The sequence below is a fragment of the Mesorhizobium sp. B2-3-10 genome, from assembly GCF_006442275.1.
Classification (GTDB): domain Bacteria; phylum Pseudomonadota; class Alphaproteobacteria; order Rhizobiales; family Rhizobiaceae; genus Mesorhizobium; species Mesorhizobium australicum.
Map to the genome: position 1 here is coordinate 95,720 of NZ_VFVT01000011.1, position 18,899 is coordinate 114,618.

At 62.3% G+C, this 18,899-nt stretch carries 15 protein-coding genes; 8 read left to right on the top strand and 7 right to left on the bottom strand.

Annotated features, from left to right (window positions below):
- Nucleotides 1–242: 242 nt before the first annotated feature.
- Nucleotides 243–2,123, bottom strand: a complete 1,881-nt coding sequence (locus tag FJ943_RS26645; RefSeq protein WP_140726348.1) for a cellulose synthase catalytic subunit — start codon at nucleotides 2,121–2,123, stop codon at nucleotides 243–245.
- A gap of 613 nt (nucleotides 2,124–2,736) precedes the next feature.
- Here FJ943_RS26645 and FJ943_RS26650 point away from each other — a divergent pair.
- Both FJ943_RS26650 and FJ943_RS26655 read left to right on the top strand, forming a co-directional pair.
- Nucleotides 2,737–3,660: a glycoside hydrolase family 26 protein gene (locus FJ943_RS26650; RefSeq protein ID WP_140617212.1), complete on the top strand. Its 924-nt coding sequence runs from the start codon at nucleotides 2,737–2,739 to the stop codon at nucleotides 3,658–3,660.
- Nucleotides 3,661–3,792: 132 nt separating this feature from the next.
- On the top strand, nucleotides 3,793–4,311 hold the full coding sequence (locus FJ943_RS26655; RefSeq protein ID WP_015318492.1) for a DUF995 domain-containing protein: 519 nt from the start codon (nucleotides 3,793–3,795) through the stop codon (nucleotides 4,309–4,311).
- Between the two features lie 143 nt (nucleotides 4,312–4,454).
- On the opposite strand, the gene FJ943_RS26660 is transcribed toward FJ943_RS26655, so the two are convergent.
- Nucleotides 4,455–4,904 carry a DNA polymerase III subunit chi gene (locus FJ943_RS26660; RefSeq protein WP_140617213.1) on the bottom strand — a complete coding sequence of 150 codons (450 nt, stop codon included), beginning with the start codon at nucleotides 4,902–4,904 and terminating at the stop codon, nucleotides 4,455–4,457.
- A gap of 9 nt (nucleotides 4,905–4,913) precedes the next feature.
- Complete coding sequence (locus FJ943_RS26665) at nucleotides 4,914–6,461, bottom strand: leucyl aminopeptidase (protein ID WP_140726351.1); 1,548 nt, start codon at nucleotides 6,459–6,461, stop codon at nucleotides 4,914–4,916.
- A 364-nt stretch (nucleotides 6,462–6,825) separates the two neighbouring features.
- Here FJ943_RS26665 and lptF point away from each other — a divergent pair, with 364 nt between their 5' ends.
- The 6 genes from lptF (at nucleotide 6,826) to rsmA (ending at nucleotide 14,432) form a co-directional block, all read left to right on the top strand.
- Complete coding sequence (lptF, locus tag FJ943_RS26670; RefSeq protein ID WP_140726354.1) at nucleotides 6,826–8,028, top strand: LPS export ABC transporter permease LptF; 1,203 nt, start codon at nucleotides 6,826–6,828, stop codon at nucleotides 8,026–8,028.
- The gene (lptG, locus tag FJ943_RS26675) at nucleotides 8,025–9,110 is read left to right on the top strand and encodes an LPS export ABC transporter permease LptG (protein ID WP_181171237.1); all 1,086 of its coding nucleotides are present in this window, start codon (nucleotides 8,025–8,027) and stop codon (nucleotides 9,108–9,110) included. Before lptF ends, lptG begins: the two co-directional genes overlap by 4 nt.
- Nucleotides 9,110–11,548 carry an LPS-assembly protein LptD gene (locus FJ943_RS26680; RefSeq protein ID WP_181174644.1) on the top strand — a complete coding sequence of 813 codons (2,439 nt, stop codon included), beginning with the start codon at nucleotides 9,110–9,112 and terminating at the stop codon, nucleotides 11,546–11,548. Before lptG ends, FJ943_RS26680 begins: the two co-directional genes overlap by 1 nt.
- A gap of 88 nt (nucleotides 11,549–11,636) precedes the next feature.
- Nucleotides 11,637–12,569, top strand: a complete 933-nt coding sequence (locus FJ943_RS26685; RefSeq protein WP_181171225.1) for a peptidylprolyl isomerase — start codon at nucleotides 11,637–11,639, stop codon at nucleotides 12,567–12,569.
- A 13-nt stretch (nucleotides 12,570–12,582) separates the two neighbouring features.
- Complete coding sequence (gene pdxA / locus FJ943_RS26690) at nucleotides 12,583–13,599, top strand: 4-hydroxythreonine-4-phosphate dehydrogenase PdxA (RefSeq protein WP_181174645.1); 1,017 nt, start codon at nucleotides 12,583–12,585, stop codon at nucleotides 13,597–13,599.
- Nucleotides 13,596–14,432 carry a 16S rRNA (adenine(1518)-N(6)/adenine(1519)-N(6))-dimethyltransferase RsmA gene (gene rsmA / locus FJ943_RS26695; RefSeq protein WP_140726363.1) on the top strand — a complete coding sequence of 279 codons (837 nt, stop codon included), beginning with the start codon at nucleotides 13,596–13,598 and terminating at the stop codon, nucleotides 14,430–14,432. The genes pdxA and rsmA overlap by 4 nt, the downstream gene beginning before the upstream one ends.
- A gap of 49 nt (nucleotides 14,433–14,481) precedes the next feature.
- Here the strand turns inward: rsmA and gmk are convergent, their stop codons facing one another.
- The 4 genes from gmk to fabF all read right to left on the bottom strand — a co-directional run bounded on the left by gmk (nucleotide 14,482) and on the right by fabF (nucleotide 18,871).
- Nucleotides 14,482–15,138, bottom strand: coding sequence for a guanylate kinase (gmk, locus tag FJ943_RS26700; RefSeq protein WP_023773399.1), 657 nt, complete (start codon nucleotides 15,136–15,138; stop codon nucleotides 14,482–14,484).
- A gap of 21 nt (nucleotides 15,139–15,159) precedes the next feature.
- Nucleotides 15,160–16,050, bottom strand: a complete 891-nt coding sequence (locus tag FJ943_RS26705) for a YicC/YloC family endoribonuclease (RefSeq protein ID WP_140664639.1) — start codon at nucleotides 16,048–16,050, stop codon at nucleotides 15,160–15,162.
- Nucleotides 16,051–16,210: 160 nt separating this feature from the next.
- Entirely contained in the window at nucleotides 16,211–17,506 is a 1,296-nt protein-coding gene (mltG, locus tag FJ943_RS26710; protein ID WP_140726366.1) for an endolytic transglycosylase MltG, read from the bottom strand.
- A gap of 102 nt (nucleotides 17,507–17,608) precedes the next feature.
- The gene (gene fabF / locus FJ943_RS26715) at nucleotides 17,609–18,871 is read right to left on the bottom strand and encodes a beta-ketoacyl-ACP synthase II (protein WP_023773396.1); all 1,263 of its coding nucleotides are present in this window, start codon (nucleotides 18,869–18,871) and stop codon (nucleotides 17,609–17,611) included.
- Nucleotides 18,872–18,899: the final 28 nt, after the last annotated feature.

The window sequence follows — 18,899 nt, forward strand, 5'->3', positions numbered from 1 at the left end:
TCATCGCCACTCAATCTGGCATAGGTATATTAGAACTAACTTATTAAAATTCGTGCAAACAGCATAATGAACACAGTCTTTCGGTGTTCGTTCGAATATGATGAAAATTCGATTGATTGGATCGGAGCCTGGCAGGGCGCGTGGGGTGCTTCGGCAAACGAAGCCTCCGCACCGGTGGCAACGACGGCGATCGGCGCTCAGGCTGGCAGAGTCGAAGGGCTGTTGCAGGTGTTAGGGGACGCTCAGCGCTGCGTTTCCCAACCTGGATCGAAGTAGAAATTGCGGGCACCGATTTCGCCCATGCCGGCGCCCGAAACTGGGAAAGCCATCTTGACGAGATGAACGGCGCCGGCACCCTGCTGCAGTCCGTAAATGCCCTCCAGGCCGCGGCCGTAAAAACCCGCGAGCGGAGCCGTTAAAGCCACGCCGGCGAGCGAAGCCTGCAAGACAAATTTGCCGATACTCGGCCGCAGGGAAATCTTGTTCTCGGTGACGTGCTTGGCAATGATCACGATGGTCAGCAGGCTATATAAAGCTGCATTGAACGCGGCGAACCAGTAAAAACCCGTGGCGCTCTGCGGATTTTGTACAAGGAGCACGGGCAACGACGCACCGACGGCAAGCGCCACATAGGGGATGACGACACGAACCGGCAGGAGATCCTTCGGGCCGCGGCCCTTCGGTGTGACGCGAAAATCGACAAAAGATTTGGTCAGATAGTCGCGGACGGCCGACAGCGTGCCCGCCAGCACCCACGGCCAGCGCGCGAAGAAATGAAACAGCATGCCTTCCCAGCTGAGTGCCTTGGCCGTTACCGGTCGTGAGAGCGCGAACGCCTTCAACATCATCACCAAGACGATCGGCGTAACCGAACTCGGCGCGTAGTGGAGAATGAAATCCAGATACGTCACATTGGCGAAGTTCCGGCCAGAAAACAGCGCGTAGATCGGCATGAGATACGTGGAGAGCGCGAGCAGTGCGAACAGCGGGTACCAAAGCTGGCAGAAAACGAACTGCAACCTCAATCGCAACCTCAGCTTGGAGAGATACATGGGCGAGTATTCGAGCAGGATGGTGGTCAGGCTCCTCGACCACTGGAATTCCTGAGTGACGAGGTCGGCGAAAGTCTGCGGGCCATCACCGTGCGCAATGGCGTCGATTGCATGCACGCCGCGCCAGCCCCCCGCGTTGATCAGCATGGAGGTCGAGTGGTCTTCGGCCAGTTCTGGGCCAAGCCCGCCCGCCTGCTTCAATGCGGCGGTGCGCACTGCATAGTGCGAGCCTATGCACAGTGGCGCTCCGACGCTCGTGTAGCCGGACTGCAGCAGGCCGTGCAGCATTCCCTCCACGAACAGTCGGCCGCGGGCCGACCAACTCTCGGCGGCATTGTTGTCGCAAATGCTCGGCGCCGAGACATAGCCGACAGCGGGGTCGGCGAAGGCCGCCAGCATCTCGCGCAGATAGGTCAGCGTCGGCACGTGATCGGCGTCCATCTGGGCGACGAAGTCGTAGCGTTCATAGCCGTAGTGATCATAGAAGAACGCGAGATTGCCTTCCTTGCAACGGGTTCGGCGCGGCCAGGTCTTGCGATGATAGTCTTCCCGGCCTCGCCGCGTCGAAATCTGGATGTTTCGCGCCTCGCACCATGCGATCGTCTCCTCGGAAGGGTCCTCGTCGGCAAGCCAGGTGTCGTGAGGATAATCCTGCGCAAGCATCGCCTCGAGCGTGCGCGCAACCACGAAAAACGGTTCGGATGGCGCTTTCGTCACCACCATCGCCACCCTCGAACTCGCAGCGACCGTGTGAAATTTGGACGGCCTTTTCGACACAAGCACGAATAACAGGAAATACATCGGCATCAGCGTCAGCCAGGCCAGCACCGTCGTCGCGAAGGCGTATGGCCCGATGTACTCGACATGCTCGGGCCTTAGCCACCAGATCCAGAAAAAACCGAGCGTGACGAACCAGAATGCCAGCGCCAGCCTCAGGATCCATTGCTGAGTGGCCGACAGGACGGGAACCAGAAAAGGGCCCTTCTGCGCCGCCTTGGCCAGAGCCGCCCGAGACCCGCGTTTCGGCCTCGTCTTACCGCTGATGGTCGCCACGTCCGCGGAAACACTCATACACGTACCGCCGCCACTCTAAGCGTCAGCCGACGACGGCCGACAACCTTCAACCCCGGCGCCAGAATCCATCCTACACTTATTAGAGTCAACTAAATTAAGAGCTTCTTAACTATACTTCTTGGGAACTGGTTAACCTAACGCCTTTGAATCGCCGGGCCGATCCGGCGGTCGCGCGCCCCCGACCAGCGCTGGACGGGCAAGCCGGACGTTTTGCGTTGAGGAATTCACCGAGAGGGGCTGGTCCCCATGTCTGGATGAGGACAAGCAGCGTTAACCACGTTGCGAGCGCCAAGGTTAAGCAACCGTTAATTGTGCTTGACTCTTGGCCCCGACCGGCTCTTAAATTAGCTAGGGATGATATATCGGGATGTTGACGCGAATTTGTGAGTATCGCGGCGAACTTTCTCTCTGAAGCTCTTCAGTATCGGAGCCTTGAGGGATAATTTTGGGTGGGTCCGTGCCAAGTTCGCACACTCGCCAATGGTCGCTCCGAAATCCCGCAGATTACGCCAATAGAGCCGATGGGTGTTGGATAGGCGTGTCGATCAGGCATCGACGCGCCGGGCGAAGCCTTGGCTTCCGTAGGAAGTCGGGCCTTGGGAGGCAAACAATGAAACGCTCCGCAGCAAATGCGCTTGTAGTCACGCTGGTTTTGGGCGGAAGCGCCGCGTTCCCCACGGCGGGAGGCGCCGGCTCCGTCCCCGTGACGGACCCCGTTCAGACGAGCAGCGCCGCGTCGGCATTCGGCTCGTACGATCCGTATGGCGATTTCACCAATGACAAGACCGCCAGCATCGAGGAACTGTTCCTGCCTTGGGAAGACGTTGATTTATCGACGCTGCCTCTGGCCGATGCTTATGCCCAGCAGCGCGGGCGCTCGCTGTTGATCACGATCGAGCCGTGGACCTGGTCGAAGGACTGGCGCATCACCCCGCCCGAGCTGCGAGACGGCATATTGGGCGGCAGATATGATGCCAATATGCAGGCGATCTGCGGCCTGGTGGGACAGATGAAAAGCCCGGTGACCATTCGCTGGGCGCAGGAAATGGAAGACAAGAACGGCCGCTTCACTTGGGCCAACTGGGCACCGAAGGACTGGATTTCCGCTTACAAGCGCGAAGTCGATGTCTGCCGCAAGGCCGCCCCCACGGCCAAATATATGTGGTCGCCCAAAGGCGATGAAGGCTTGGAAAAATACTACCCTGGTGACGACTATGTCGACGTGATCGGCCTGTCGGTGTTCGGCCTGCAGAAAAAGGACAATGACGAGGCCGGTCACGACCGTACGTTCGCCGAGTTGCTGAAGCCAGGCTATGATCGCGTTGCGGGGTTCAACAAGCCGATCGTGGTGGCGGAACTCGGCTATGTCGGCAAGCAGGACTATGTTTCGAAGTGGCAGGCCGATTCCCGCAAGTCCTATGCGGAGTTCCCGGCGCTGACTTCAGTTGTCTACTTCAACCAGAAGGAAGTGTGGCCGTGGCTGGGGGGCTATGGTCTGCCCGACTGGAGGGTGACCCAGCACGTCCTGCCGTAGACGCGTCGTCCCGATGCGTCCCGACACGATCGGGATGGATCTCCATCTTTCTGTTTGTTTGCCATCCATGCCGAACCAGCGTTTCGGCATGATGGATGAGGCGTGGCGTGAATCAGTCCGTGGAGTAGTTCCGTGAAACGAGTGCTGGGTAATTGTCTTGGAGCGGCATTCGCCTGCTCCGTTCTTGTTCTTGCCTTACAGGTCCCCGCGACAGCCAAGACAGCGGCCAAAATCGCCGAGCAGGCGCAAAAGGGCGCCGTGGTGCCCGACGAAGGCGTCTACCAGATCTATCAGAACCGTTCGTGGATGTGGGGCAATCACGGGGCCGCGTTCTTTGCCGTCAGGCAGCGGCAATTTAACGCCTGGTCGACGGAAAAGGGCCAGCCGGGCTATGGCGACGGGATATGGTTCATCCCCGGCGGCGGCAAGTTGTGCTACCGCGCGCAATGGCACGGCTCCTGGGGCGTGAAGGGCTCAATGACCTGCTTCGAGCATCGCCAGACCGGCAAGGCGATCTACAAGCGCAAGTCGCCTGATGGCGAGTGGTACGTTTTCAGGAGTTCGCATCGGAACCGGTCGGACGAGTCCGCGAAATTGAAATACGGCGACTACGTCACCAGGAAACAGACACGGATCAAGGCAAGGCTTTAGAACCGTCATCCGCGAAAGCCGCCGGGCTGGAGTTGTTCATCGTTCCAGGCGAACGTCGAACTGCTCTTCGTTCTAGCGCAATTCGCCAGGCAAGGCGCTGCGCGCTTTTCCCGGGATAGGTCCACACTTTCCGTGGAATTGCTCTACGCCTTGCGCTCCCAGCGGCGGTCCGCGGCTTGCTGCCAGTAGGTCACGGCGTGGCCCGCGTCCTTCATCGTCTTCCAATGTGCCCGGGCCATCTCGACCTGGGCCGCGTCATGGCCGTCGAACAGGAACACCGCACGCTCATAGCCGGCAAGGTCGGGTGGCGCCGCGCCGTCTACGAGGAACCTGATCTTGGCTTGGTTGGGGTTGCCGTCGCCGGTGGTCAACAGGATTGGTTGTTCACCGGGATAAGCTTCGCGATCGGTCGCGTGCGCCAGGAAGGAATCGTCGCGGAAAGTCCACAGATGCTGGTCGAGCGCGTCGCGCCGCTCCTCGGTGCCGGTCTGCACCACGGCGCGCCAGCCGCGATCGACGCTGCGCTCGAGCAGGCCCGGCAGCGCATCCTCCAGCGTCGATTCGGTCAGGTGGTAGAACAGCACATCGGCCATGGACGAACGTCAGCTCTCGTAGTGATCACGCACCAGCCGGTCCAGCAGCCGAACGCCGAAACCCGAACCCCAGGACTGGTTGATCTCGTTCAACGGCGAGCCCATCGCGGTCCCGGCAATATCGAGATGCGCCCAGGGCGTGTCCTTGACGAAGCGCTGCAGGAACTGCGCGGCAATGATCGCGCCGCCGTAGCGGCCGCCGATGTTCTTCATGTCGGCGTTCTTGGAATCGATCAGCTTGTCGTATTCAGCGCCGAGCGGCATGCGCCACAGCCGTTCCTGCGTTGACTGTCCGGCCGCGGTCAGCCTTTGCGCCAGTTCGTCGTCGTTGGAGAACAGGCCGGCATAATGCAGGCCGAGCGCAACCATGATGGCGCCGGTCAGCGTTGCCAGGTTGACCATGAATTTCGGCTGGAAGCGGTCGTTGCAGTACCACAGCGCGTCGGCCAGAACGAGGCGCCCCTCCGCGTCGGTGTTGAGCACCTCGATGGTCTGTCCGGACATGGAGGTGACGATGTCGCCGGGGCGCTGGGCATGACCGTCGACCGCGTTTTCGACAAGACCGATGATGCCGACGACATTGGCCTTGGCTTTGCGCGCGGCAAGCGCATGCATCAACCCGGTCACGGCGGCGGCCCCGCCCATGTCGCCCTTCATGTCCTCCATGCCCGAGGCCGGCTTGATCGAATTGCCGCCGGTGTCGAATGTGACACCCTTGCCGACGAAGGCGACGGGCCTGTCCTTCGGCTTGCCGCCGTTCCACTGCATGACCGCCATGCGGGCGCCCCGGGGCGAGCCTTGCGCGACGCCGAGCAGCGAGCCCATGCCGAGCTTCTTCATCTCCTTCTCGGTCAGGATCTCGACGTTGACGCCGAGTGCCTCGAGTTCCTTGGCGCGGGCGGCGAACTCGACAGGTCCCAGCACGTTTGCCGGTTCGTTGACGAGATCGCGTGCCAGAAGCACACCGTCGATCACCGCCTCGGCATCGCTGAATGCTTTCTTGGCGCCTGCGGGGTCGGCGGTATGGATGGTCACCTTGACCGGCTTTTTCGGATCGGGCTTACCGTTCCCTTGGCCGCCCCCCTGGCCGCCCCCTTGGCCGTCGTCCTTATCCTTCCTGGTCTTGTACTTGTCGAAGGAATAGCTGCGCAAAAGAATGCCCGCCGCGAGGTTCGCGGCGTCCTTGCCATCGGGCGAAGCGCCGGCCAGGTCGAGCACCACGGCCACGTCGGTTGCCTTGCGCAGCGATGCCGCAATGGTGCCGCCGAGCTTCAGCCAGGCATATTCGTCGAGCCCCGCGACCTTGCCGGCGCCGATCGCGACCAACCTGTCGAGCGACGTCGTTTCCGGCGCCAGGATTTCAACGATGCCGGCGAGCTTGCCGGTAAACTCGGCGATCGGGAAAGCCCGATCCAGCGTCTTGCCCGGATCGTAAGCCCTGGCCGCATCGCTCAGGCCGCCATTATCCGCCGACAGCACGAAGACCGTGCCCTTCCTGCTCGCCGCCGCCTGGGGCGCGGCGAATTTCGCAAAGGCGATCGACGGTCTCGGGTTCATCATGTCCTGCTTTCGGGGATTGGGCGACTTTGCGCGAAGCGGTTTGAAGTGATCCGCGACATTTGGTCGTTTTCCGGCATTTGGCAAGACTTTGCCAAAATGGCTACCCATATGAGACGTGGAATCGAAGGCGATTCGTCGCGGCACGGCCCCGCTTCATGCCGCAACCTGTTGTTAACCATCGATGTTCGTCCTTTCTTATCCATTGCCGCCGACACTCCGACCCGCTGCGGCACGCGACGTGGGACGGGAACCGGATCGCCTGCCTGATGCAGCCCAACGGAGCCAGTTGTGCGAGCGTCGCCGGACAGCTACCCTTAGCGTGGTGGCATGATGCCGTTCGAGAAAATCGAGTAAAGCCTTCATGAAGGTCATTGAACGCTACATCATGCGGCGCACTTTCGTTGTCTTCATCGCAGCGCTGGTCTGGACGCTGGCCATCGTGTGGACGACGCAGGTGCTGGCCAAGATCAATCTGGTCACGGACAGCGGCCAGTCGGCCTTGACCTTCTTCGAGGTCGCGTCTCTCATTCTCCCTTCCATCGTTCCGATCGTCGTGCCTTTCGCGATCGTGGTGGCGGTCGCGCAGACACTCAGCGTGATGAATTCGGATTCGGAACTCGCGGTGGTCAATGCATCGGGTGCCTCGCGCTGGACCATCGTGCGGCCGATCATGCTGCTGGCGCTGGCCGCCAGCGTCTTTTCATTCGCCGTGGACAACGGCATCGACCCCTATGCACGACAGAAGAACCGCGCCCTGGTGGCGGAGTCGCGCGCCGACCTTTTGTCGCTGATCATTCAGGAAGGCACCTTCCGCAAGATCGAGGAAGGACTGTTCCTGCAGATTGGCGAGCGGCTTCCCGACAACCGGCTGGGTGGCATCTTCGTCGCCGATTCCCGTGAGGAAGGCGTCAATCTCGTCTATTATGCCAAGACCGGCAGCATCATCGAGCGGGGCGGCGAAAAGGTGCTGATGATGAATGACGGCGTCATCCATCGCAAGACGCTGACAGGCGACCTCAGTGTTATCCGGTTCACGTCCTATGCCTTCGACATGTCAGCCTTCATGTCGGCGGCCAACCAGGTGACGCTCCTGCCAAAAGACCAGACCACCCAGTACCTGCTCAATCCAAGCCCCAACGACAAGAACTACCAGCAAAGTCCGCAGGAGTACCGGGCGGAGATCGACCAGCGGTTTTCGGAATGGACATACTCCATGGTTTTCGCACTGATCGCGCTCGCGGTCGCGGGAGACGCGCGTTCGCATCGCGAGGCGCGCGTCAATCCGCTGATCACCGCCATCGCGATATCGCTGTTCGTACGCTGGCTGGGGTTCTTCGCCGCAAGCAAGGCCGACGAGGTCCCGCAATATTCCTATGTGGTGTATGGCATACCGATCGCGGCTTCCGCGGTGGCGATCTGGTTCATCGTGTCGAACCGGACCATGGAACTGCCGGTTGCCTGGGCGGACTGGATGACAAACCTGGCCAGCCGCATCGGTGACGGGTGGAATGCCCTCAAGTCTCGTTTGTCCAGGCGCGACACCTCGGGCCAGGGAGTCGGCTGATGGGCTGGACGCTGGGCCGTTACTTCTTCTTCCGTTACGTGGCGATCACGATCTGGTTCTTCATCGGCCTTCTGGCGCTGGTGTTCCTGATCGATTTCACGGAATTGTCGGGCCGCACCACTGGCCTGCCGGGCTTCACCTATGGGACGGCGATGGCCATTTCAGGCCTTCGAATGCCCATGATCATGCTGCAGACGGTGCCGTTTGTCGGCTTGTTCTCGGCGATGGCGACGCTGGTTTCGCTCAACCGGCGTTACGAACTCGTCATCGCGCGGTCCGCGGGCGTCTCCGCCTGGCAGTTCCTTTTGCCGTGCTGCATCGGCGCGTTGCTGTTCGGCGTCGTGTCGGTCGGGATCATCAACCCGCTTGCCGCCCACGCTTTCTCCTTGTCCGAACAGATCGAGACCGAGCTGCGCTCCGGCAAGTCCAATACCGTTTCAGCAGATGCCGCGCCCTGGATTCGCCAGAAAACCAGTTCCGGCGACACGATCATCGGCGCGCGGGCTATCCTCGACCAGGGCCTGGAGATGGCCGACGCCGTGTTTTTCATCCTCGACCAGCAAGGCAACATCGTCGAGCGCAAGGACGCCGCACGGGCCTACCTGCGCGACGGCTATTGGGAATTGCAGGATGTAAAGACGTTCAGGAACGGCACCATCCAGCCCGTCGCGAGCGATCGTGTGCAGACCAATCTGAAGCCGGAATTCGTGCAGGAGCGGCTGGCGCGCCCGGAGACAATTCCCTTCTATGACCTGCCCGGAAAAATCGAGGTTGCCCGTTCCTTCGGCCTCAAGGCAAATGCCTTTGCCATGCAGTTTGATTCGCTGGTGGCGTTGCCGTTCCTGCTCGTCGCCATGACGCTGATTGCGGCAACAGTTTCAATGCGATTTGCGAGGATGGGACAATCGGCAACGATGATTCTGGGTGGCGTCGTTGCCGGGTTTCTGCTTTATGTCGTTTCGGTGCTGGTGAAGGCGTTCGGCGTGGCGGGGTTCGTGCCGACTGCCATAGCCGCCTGGGTGCCGGTCGTGGTAGCTATGTTCTTCGGGGTGACTTTCCTGCTATACAAGGAAGACGGCTAGTGAGGGAGGCGTTTTTGCCCAGCGACAGGCAGGCCCATTTGGCGCGCCTTTATGCGGCGAGCGCCTTGGCGTGCCTGCTTGCCTGCGGCGTCCCGCTGCCGGCTTTCGCGCAGGAGGTCGGCAACTTGGCAACCTCCGTTCCATCCGGTTCGCAGATGCTGCTGGCCGCCGACACGCTGGAATACAACAACGACAACCAGACCGTGACCGCCGTCGGCGGCGTGCAGATCGACTATGGCGGCAACCGCCTCGTCGCCCAGAAGGTCGTCTACAACCGCAACACCAAGCGGATGGTTGCCAGCGGCAATGTCGAGATCGTCAACAGCGACGGCACCAAGATCAATTCGCAGCACATCGACATCACCGACGATTTCGCCGACGGTTTCGTCAACGCGCTGCGCGTTGAAACGGTCGACAAGGCCTATTTCGCCGCCGAAAGCGCCGAACGCATGGGCGGCGTGCTGACCACCTTCCACAATGGCGTCTACACCGCCTGCGAACCGTGCGAGGACAAGCCCGACAAGGCGCCGACATGGCGCGTCAAAGCCAGGAAGATCATCTGGAACGGTGAGAAGAAGACGGTTCGCTTCGAGAACGCGAATTTCGAGTTCTTCGGCTTTCCGCTGGCCTACCTGCCGGCGTTCGAGATCGCCGATCCCACGGTGAAGCGCAAGAGCGGATTCCTGATCCCCAGCATCGGCTACAACAGCCATCTGGGGTATAGCGTCAAGGTTCCCTATTATTTCGCCCTTTCGCCGACATATGATCTGACGGTGACCGGAAGCGGTTACACCAAGCAGGGCTTCCTCGGCGAAGCCGAATGGCGCCAGCGCTTCAACAATGGCGAATACACATTCAAGGTTGCCGGGATCCAGCAGCAGAATCCGGACGACTTCCTCGACAGCGCCGCGTTCCCCTCGACCGCTGGCCACAATATCGATTCCGGCGCGGTGGGCGATCCGAACAAGTTCCGCGGCATGATGGGCACGCAAGGGCAGTTCGCCATTAACGAACGCTGGAATTTCGGCTGGGACGTGTTGCTGCAGACCGACAAGAATTTCTCGAACACCTACAACATTGCCAAGTACAATTCGTATGTCCATCAGTCCTCGGTCTACCTGACTGGTCTCAACGACCGTAATTATTTCGACGTGCGCGCCATGCATTTCGAGGTCCAGGAAGATACGCCCAACGACAATGCCGCCGCGAGAAGTGGCCAGCAGCCCTGGGTGCTGCCCTCGCTCGACTATGCCTATATCCCCGACACATCGGTCGCCGGCGGCCAGTTGTCGCTCAACGTCAACACGCGCGTCATCCGCCGCGAAGATCTCGACGAGACCTACTTTACCCCGTACGTGCCCGGCTCGGGTACGCAACGCGTGCGCGGCATCGAAGGCGAGTCCAGCCGCCTCACCGCCGAGGCCGAGTGGAAACGGAGCTTTGTCACCGACGACGGGCTGGTGCTGACACCGTTGCTGGCGCTGCAAGGCGACGTCGACTATGTCAGAGCGTCGTCGGCCTCGCTCACCGCGATCAACCAGATGGCGACGAATTTGGGCCAGCAGGACGACATGCGCTCGTCCTTTGCCCGCTACATGGCGACTGCCGGGCTCGAGATGAGCTGGCCGCTGTTGTTCTCGCTGGCCAGCGGCTCGAGCCACGTTGTCGAGCCGATGGCACAGGTGTTCCTGCGTCCGAACGAACAGTATGTCGGCGGCCTCTCCATTCCGAACGAAGACGCGCAGAGCATGGTTTTCGATGCGACCACGCTGTTCGAGCGCGACAAGTTCTCCGGTTATGACCGTATCGAGGGCGGCTCGCGTGCCAATGTCGGGCTGCGCTATTCCGGCTCCTACATCAATGGCTGGGGCACCAATGCCATCTTCGGCCAATCCTATCAGATTGGCGGCGAGAACTCCTTCGCGGCACCCGATCTGGTCAATGTCGGCGCAAATTCAGGCCTTGAGACCACCAAGTCCGACTATGTCGGCCTGTTTGGCATAACCAGCCCCAATGGATTCGCGGCTTCGGTCAGCGGCCGGTTCGACGAACAGAGCTTCGAGATCCGCCGCGCCGAGCTGAAAGCTGCCTACTCCGGCCTGCCGGTATCGTTGAGCGCCAAGTATGCCTTCATCCAGGCGCAGCCGCTCTACGGTTTCACCACCGACCGTCACGAGGTCACGCTCGGCGCATCCACGCATCTTGCCGAGAACTGGCGCGTGTTCGGGACAGGAACCTACGATTTGCAGGAGGGCCTGCTGGTCAAGGACGGGGTGGGCTTCGCCTACAACGATTCCTGCTTCACCTATCTGATGACGTACGCACAGTCGCGTGACCTGAACACCAGGGAAGTGACGCAAAGCATCGGATTCAACCTCTCGTTCCGCACCCTCGGCGACTTCGGCTCGTCGAGCAACGGAGTCGACACCATCCAATAGGCGGCGACATCGTTTCGCCGCATAGGGCTGGCACGGATTCGCGCATCCGGAAGGGGACGGAACGGGCGGAGCCGGGAATAGAATTGGGATGCCAAGGATGAGGAAATACCTCTTTTCAGCAGGGTTCGCGTTGCTTGTGGCGGCGACATCCGTGTCAATGACCGTCATGACGCCGCCGGCTTTCGCCAGCGAGATCAAATACGTCGTCAACGACATACCGATCACCACCGGTGATATCGCCCATCGTGCCGCCTTCCTGAAGCTGCAGCGCAAAAAGGGTGATGCTGGCCAGGAAATGATCGACCAGACGCTGCGGCTCGCCGAGGCCAGGCGGCTTGGTATCCGCATCAGCGATGCACAGGTCGAGGCCGCCTATCAGCGCTTTGCCACCAACAACAAGATGCAGCGCGGCCAGCTCGACGGCGTCATGGAAAAATCCGGCGTCGGCAAGGACCATTTCAAGGAGTTCATCCGCGCCCAGATGGCCTGGAACCAGGCCTTGAGCGCGCGCTACCGTTCCGGCGAAGGCGGCAGCGTGACCGAACAGGACGCGGTGCGACGCATGCTCGACAAGGGCGGCGCCAAGCCGAGCGCCATGGAATACATGCTGCAGCAGGTCATCTTCGTCGTGCCGGCGGCCGAACGCAGCGCGACGCTGGCCAAGCGCAAGCGCGAGGCCGACGCCATGCGCGCTCGCTTCAACGGCTGCAACACGACGCGCGAGTTCGCCAAGGGCCTGATCGACGTCACGGTTCGTGATCTCGGCCGGGTTCTGGCGCCGCAACTGCCGCCAGACTGGGCCGAGCAGATCAAAGCGACCAAGGTCGGCGGCGCCACCGTTACGCGCGAGACCGAACGCGGCGTCGAATTCATCGGCATCTGCTCGTCGCGCGAAGTGTCCGACGACAAGACCGCCCAGATGGTGTTCCAGAGCGAAGGCTCCAACGACAAGGCCGCCGACGATCTCAGCAAGAAATATGTCGACGAGCTGAAGGCCAAAGCCCGCATCGTCAAGCGCTGACGTGGGTAGCGCGATGACCGCGCTGGCGTTGAGTGTCGGCGACCCATCCGGTATCGGCCCTGAAATAGCCATCGCCGCCTTCCTTGCGCGTGACGCTGTCGGCTTGCCCCCGTTCTATCTGCTGGCCGACCCGGCTGTGATCACCGCGCGCGCGCGCCGCCTTGGCGTTTTGCTGCCCGTCGAGGAGGTGACGCCGGTGCAGGCGATCGAGGTCTTTGGCCACGCCTTGCCCATCGTTCCGCTGACGGCGCGCTTCATCGACAGCCCCGGCCGGCCGGACCCGGCCAATGCGGCCGGCACCGTCGAAGCGATCGACCGAGCGGTCGCCGCCTGCCTTGCCGGTGAGGCCGCCGCGGTCGTGACCTGCCCGATTGCCAAGAAGCCGCTCTATGATGCGGGCTTCCTTTTTCCCGGCCACACCGAATATTTGGCGCATCTCGCGGCTCGGCACAGCGGCGTCGAGGCGATGCCGGTAATGATGCTGGCAGGCCCCGACCTGCGCACGGTTCCCATCACCATCCACATCGCCCTAGCCGAGGTGCCGAAAGTCCTGAGCACCGAATTGATCGTCGCGACCGCGCGCATCACCGCGGCCGACCTTGCCAGCCGCTTCGGCATCGCCAGGCCGCGGCTCGCCATTGCCGGCCTCAATCCGCATGCCGGCGAAGGCGGCTCCATGGGCACGGAAGACGAGCACATCGTGCGCCCGGCGGTCGACATCCTGCGCGCCGAAGGCATCGATGCTTTCGGCCCCCTGCCCGCCGACACGCTGTTCCATGCCCGGGCGCGGGCGGGCTACGACGTGGCGCTTTGCATGTATCACGATCAGGCCTTGATCCCGGCCAAGGCGCTGGCCTTCGACGAGGCGGTCAACGTCACGCTGGGCCTGCCCTTCATCCGCACCTCGCCCGACCATGGCACCGCCTTCGACATCGCCGGCAAGGGCATTGCGCGGCCCGACAGCCTGATCGCGGCGCTGAAGCTCGCCAGAAAACTCGCCGACACCGACGCAAGGGCGGCGGCCGCATGAGCATCGATGGGCTGCCGCCGCTGCGCGACGTCATCGAGCGTCATGGACTGCAGGCGAAAAAGGCGCTTGGGCAGAACTTCCTGCTCGACCTCAATTTGACAGGCAAGATCGCGCGCAGCGCCGGCGACCTGACAAATGCCACGGTGATCGAGGTCGGGCCCGGGCCCGGAGGGCTGACGCGAGCGCTGCTTTCCAACGGCGCCCGCCGGGTCGTCGCCATAGAGCGCGACGAACGCTGCCTGGCAGCGCTTGCCGAAGTCTCGGCTCATTACCCCGGCCGGCTGGAGGTGATTTCGGGCGACGCGCTGAAGACCGACTTCGCCGCCCTCGCCGCGGCGGCTGGAGATAGTAGGCAGGTGCGGATCGTGGCCAATCTGCCCTACAACATCGGCACGGAACTGCTGGTCCGATGGCTGACGGTCACGGACTGGCCGCCCTTTTACGCCTCGATGACATTGATGTTCCAGCGCGAGGTCGCCCAGCGTATCGTCGCAGCGCCCGACAGCGACGCCTATGGCAGGCTGGGTGTGCTCGCTGGCTGGCGCACGCAGGCCAGGATCGCCTTCGACGTGCCGCCTCAGGCCTTCACGCCACCGCCCAAGGTCACCTCTTCGGTGGTGCATCTCGAGCCCCGCGCGACACCCCTGCCCGCCGATGTGAAGAAACTCGCTCGGGTCACGGAAGCCGCCTTCGGCCAACGCCGAAAAATGCTACGGCAGAGCGTGAAAAGCCTCGGCGGCGAGGCCTTGCTCGAACGAGTGGGGATCGACCCGACACGACGCGCCGAAACGCTTAGCGTCGAGGAGTTCGTGCGGCTGACCAATGCGGTGTAGCTCTCTTCTCGCCGCTCACGCAGGGCTATCCGGGAGAAGGAAAAAGCGGTCAATCCGTCTTCTCGTCCAGCAAGCCCGACACGAAATCGAAAAGACCTGGCCGGCGGTCGCGGCGCAGCCGCTCTGCCACGACGATGCCGCGCACTTCGGCGAAAGCACGGTCTAGATCGTCGTTGACGATGACGAAGTCATATTCCTTCCAGTGCTCGATCTCGTTGCGGGCGTTCTTCAGCCGCGTCTCGATCACCGCTTCCTGATCCTCGGCGCGGCGCTTCAGCCGCGCCTTCAATTCCTTCATCGACGGAGGCAGGATGAAGATCGAGACGATGTCGGCGCGCATCTTCTCCTTGAGCTGCTGGGCGCCCTGCCAGTCGATGTCGAACAGCATGTCGCGTCCCTGCGCCAGCGCCAGTTCGGCAGGTTCACGCGGCGTCGCATAGCAATTGCCATGCACCTCGGCCCATTCGAGCAGCGCGTCGGAATCACGCAGCCGCTCGAATTCGCGCATCGTGCGGAAATGGTAGTGAACGCCCTCGATTTCCGAGCCGCGGCGAGGCCTTGTGGTGACCGAGACTGACAGTTCGAGGCTGGAATCGCTCTCCAGAAGGTTGCGAGCGATCGTCGACTTGCCGGCACCCGATGGTGACGACAGGACGAGCATCAACCCCCGGCGGCGGATGCGGGACCCCAAATCCCTGGCAACCATCGGTTCCTTGGCAACCATCGGCTACTCCAGATTCTGGACCTGTTCGCGAAACTGGTCGACGACCGCCTTCAGTTCCAGTCCGATCGCGGTGACGGCGGCGGCATTCGACTTCGAACACAGCGTATTCGATTCGCGGTTAAATTCCTGTGCCAGAAAATCGAGCTTGCGGCCAACGGCGCCGCCGCCCTCGAGTAAGGCCCGGCCAGACGCGACATGCGTTTTCAGCCGGTCGATCTCCTCGCGAATATCGGCCTTGGTGGCAAGAAACGCCGCCTCCATGTGCAATCGGCTTGCGTCCAGATTGGCGGATGCATCCATCAACAGCCTGACCTGCTCGGCGATGTGTTCGCGGATCGCCGCCGTATCGCGCGACGGATCCGCTTCCGCGCGCAGGGTCAGTGTCTCGATGACGTCGATATGACCGGACAAAAGCAGGGCCAATGCGGCACCTTCGCCCTGCCGGGCCTGTTCCAGGCCGTTCAGCGCCACGTCGAGCGCGGCCATGATGGCGGTGTCGAGCGCGGCCCGCGCCTCGTCGGTTTCGATGGTTTCGGGAACGTCGAGCACACCACGCAGCGACAGCAAACCGTCAGCCGTTGCGGGCGCGACGCCGAACTGTTCCTGCAATCGCTTGGCCAGGCCGGCGAGATCTTTCAAAAACACCTCGTTGACGACTGGTTGCGCCTGCGCGCCGGCGGCACGGCCGATGGTCAACGTCGCCTGGAAGTTGCCGCGCGCGAAACGCTTCTGCAGCGTTTGCCGAAGCACAGGCTCCAACCGCTCGAACCCCTGAGGCAGCCGCAATCGCACCTCGACGCTCTTGCCGTTGACGGATTTGACTTCCCAGGCAATGGAGGTGCCGTCATGCTCGGCGACGGCGCGCGCAAAACCGGTCATGCTCTGCAAATTCATGTCGCCTGCACATCCCTGGCGCCTCACCCCGAAACCGGTTTTCCGGAGGGACGAGTGCGGCTTAACTTAAAATGACCATTCCGCGAATACGTCGAAATTAGACGCCTGGCGTTCCTTCAAATGTCAGGCCGCCGCCTTCCAGGCAACGCTTTTCTTCGCCTTACTGGGCCGCGCCCGCATCACCGCCAGCATCGCCATTGTCGCCATCGATGCCGCTGTCAATGGCAGGCTTCTCGTCAGCTGGCTTCTCGTCAGCTGGCTTGTCGTCAGCAGGCTTGTCGGCACTGCCGCTGGCACCGGCGGCAGCAGCGGCCTTGGCTGCCTCATCGGCCTGCTTCTTCTGCAGCGCGCGATAGCGGGCGACGTTTTCATTATGCTCGTTCAGCGTCGAGGCAAAGACGTGACCGCCCGTGCCGTCGGCGACGAAATAGAGATCGTCGGTCTTCGACGGGTTGGCCACGGCCTCGAGGGCCGCGCGGCCTGGATTGGCGATGGGCGTCGGCGGCAAGCCGCTGATCACATAGGTGTTGTAAGGCGTCTGCTTCTGGATGTCGGACTGATAGATCGGGCGATCCGCCGGCTTGCCCTTGCCGCCAAACAGACCGTAGATGATGGTCGGATCGGACTGCAGGCGCATGCCCTTGGCCAACCGGTTCAGGAAGACGGCGGCCACGCGCGAGCGTTCGTCGCCCTTGCCGGTTTCCTTCTCGACGATCGAGGCCAGGGTGACAAAGTCCTCGACGCTGGCCAGGGGCAGATCCGGCGCGCGCCGCTGCCACACCTCATCGACCAGTTTCTTCTGATCGGCGAGCAGCTTGTCGACCATCTGCTGACGCGTTGCGCCACGCGTGAAGCGCAGCGTGTCGGTGGCAAGGCTGCCTTCAGGGGGTGTCTTCGCCGGCATATCGCCGCTCAAAGCCGGTTCGTCGGCGATGCGCTGCAAGGCCTGCTCGACCGTCAGCCCCTCGGGAATAGTCAGCGAATACATCACCGACTTGCCGCTCTTCAGCAGTTCCATGATGTCGCGCATGGATGCCCTGGGCTTGATCTCGTACTCACCGGCCTTGAGCGCGGAATCGTTGCCGAAGGCACGCACCCCGAGGCGGAATACGCGGGCGTCGCTGATCAATCCGCGGCGCTCGAGCTGGTCGGCAATGTCCTGGACGCCGGTGCTGGGCTTGACGAGGAAAGTGTCGCCATTGGCGGATGGGCCGGGTTCGGTAAACTCCTGCTTGCCGAAATAGAGGGCCACGCCCGCCGCCAGAACGATCAGCATCACCGCCGAGATGACGAAGTTCATGAACACGACGACCTGGCTGCGCGAAGCACGCGAGCGTTTCGGCGGCGGTGTTCCGGCTTCCGGCCGCAAGGCTTCGCTGGCCGTCTTCGGCACGATCGGCCCGGTGTTCGCCGGCCTTTGCCCGAATTCTCCGTTGCCCGACGGATTAGTGTTCATGTCGCCCTACCGTTCGATCTCTCAACGAATCCCCTGCGGCAGAGTAGGGGCGAATATGGCAAAATTGACGACACGCCAAAGCATTGCCCGGTAACCGGACCGTCAGCCATTATACCGCTGGAAGACGAGCGAGGCGTTGGTGCCACCGAAGCCGAAGGAATTGGACAGTGCCACGTCGATCTGGCGGGCGCGTGGCTTGTTCGGCACCAGGTCGATCGCCGTTTCGCGTTCTGGATTGTCGAGGTTGATGGTCGCCGGTGCGATATTGTCGCGGATGGCGAGGATCGAAAAGATCGCTTCGGCCGCGCCTGCCGCTCCCAGCAAATGGCCGATCGACGACTTGGTCGACGACATCGAAATCTTCGACGCCGCATCGCCGACCAGCCGCTCGACGGCGCCGAGTTCGATCGTATCGGCCATGGTCGAGGTGCCGTGCGCATTGATGTAGTCGACATCGGCCGGCGTAAGCTTTGCCCGGTTCAACGCCGCCGTCATGCAACGGAAAGCGCCATCGCCATCTTCAGCCGGTGCGGTGATGTGATAGGCGTCGCCGGTCAGGCCGTAGCCGGTCACCTCGGCATAGATCTTGGCGCCGCGGGCCTTGGCATGCTCGAGCTCCTCCAGCACGAGGACGCCGGCGCCCTCGCCCATGACGAAGCCGTCACGGTCGCGGTCATAGGGCCGCGAGGCCGTTTGCGGGGTATCGTTGCGCTCGGTCGACAGCGCCCGGCATGCGGCGAAGCCGGCGAGCGACAGCCGGGTCACCGGCGATTCGGCGCCGCCAGCCAGCATGATGTCGGCATCGCCGAAGATGATCAGCCGGGCGGCGTCGCCAATGGCGTGCGCGCCGGTCGAGCAAGCGGTGACGACAGCGTGGTTGGGGCCTTTCAACCCGTGCCGGATCGAAACCTGGCCCGACACGAGATTGATGATGTTTCCGGGAATGAAGAACGGGCTGATGCGACGCGGGCCGCGTTCCTTGAGGATGATCGCGTTCTCGGCGATGCCCTCAAGACCGCCGATACCGGAGCCGATCAGCACACCGGTGGCGCAACGCTCCTCCTCGGTTGATGGCTGCCAGCCGGAATCCTTCAGCGCTTCATCGGCGGCCGCGATCCCGTACAGGATGAAGTCGCCGATCTTGCGGAGTTCCTTCGGCTCAAGAATGGCTTCGGGATTGAGCGTGCCGTTGGAGCCGTCGCCGCGCGGAATGACGTGGGCGATCTTGCAGGCAAGATCGTCCACCTCGAACTCGGTGACGCGCTTGGCAGCGCTGCGGCCGGTCAGCAGTTCCTTCCAGCCGTGCTCGAAGCCCATACCGAACGGCGAAACCAGGCCAAGGCCCGTGACGACGACACGCCTCATCGCAGGTCCTCCCCGGTGACGACTGCGA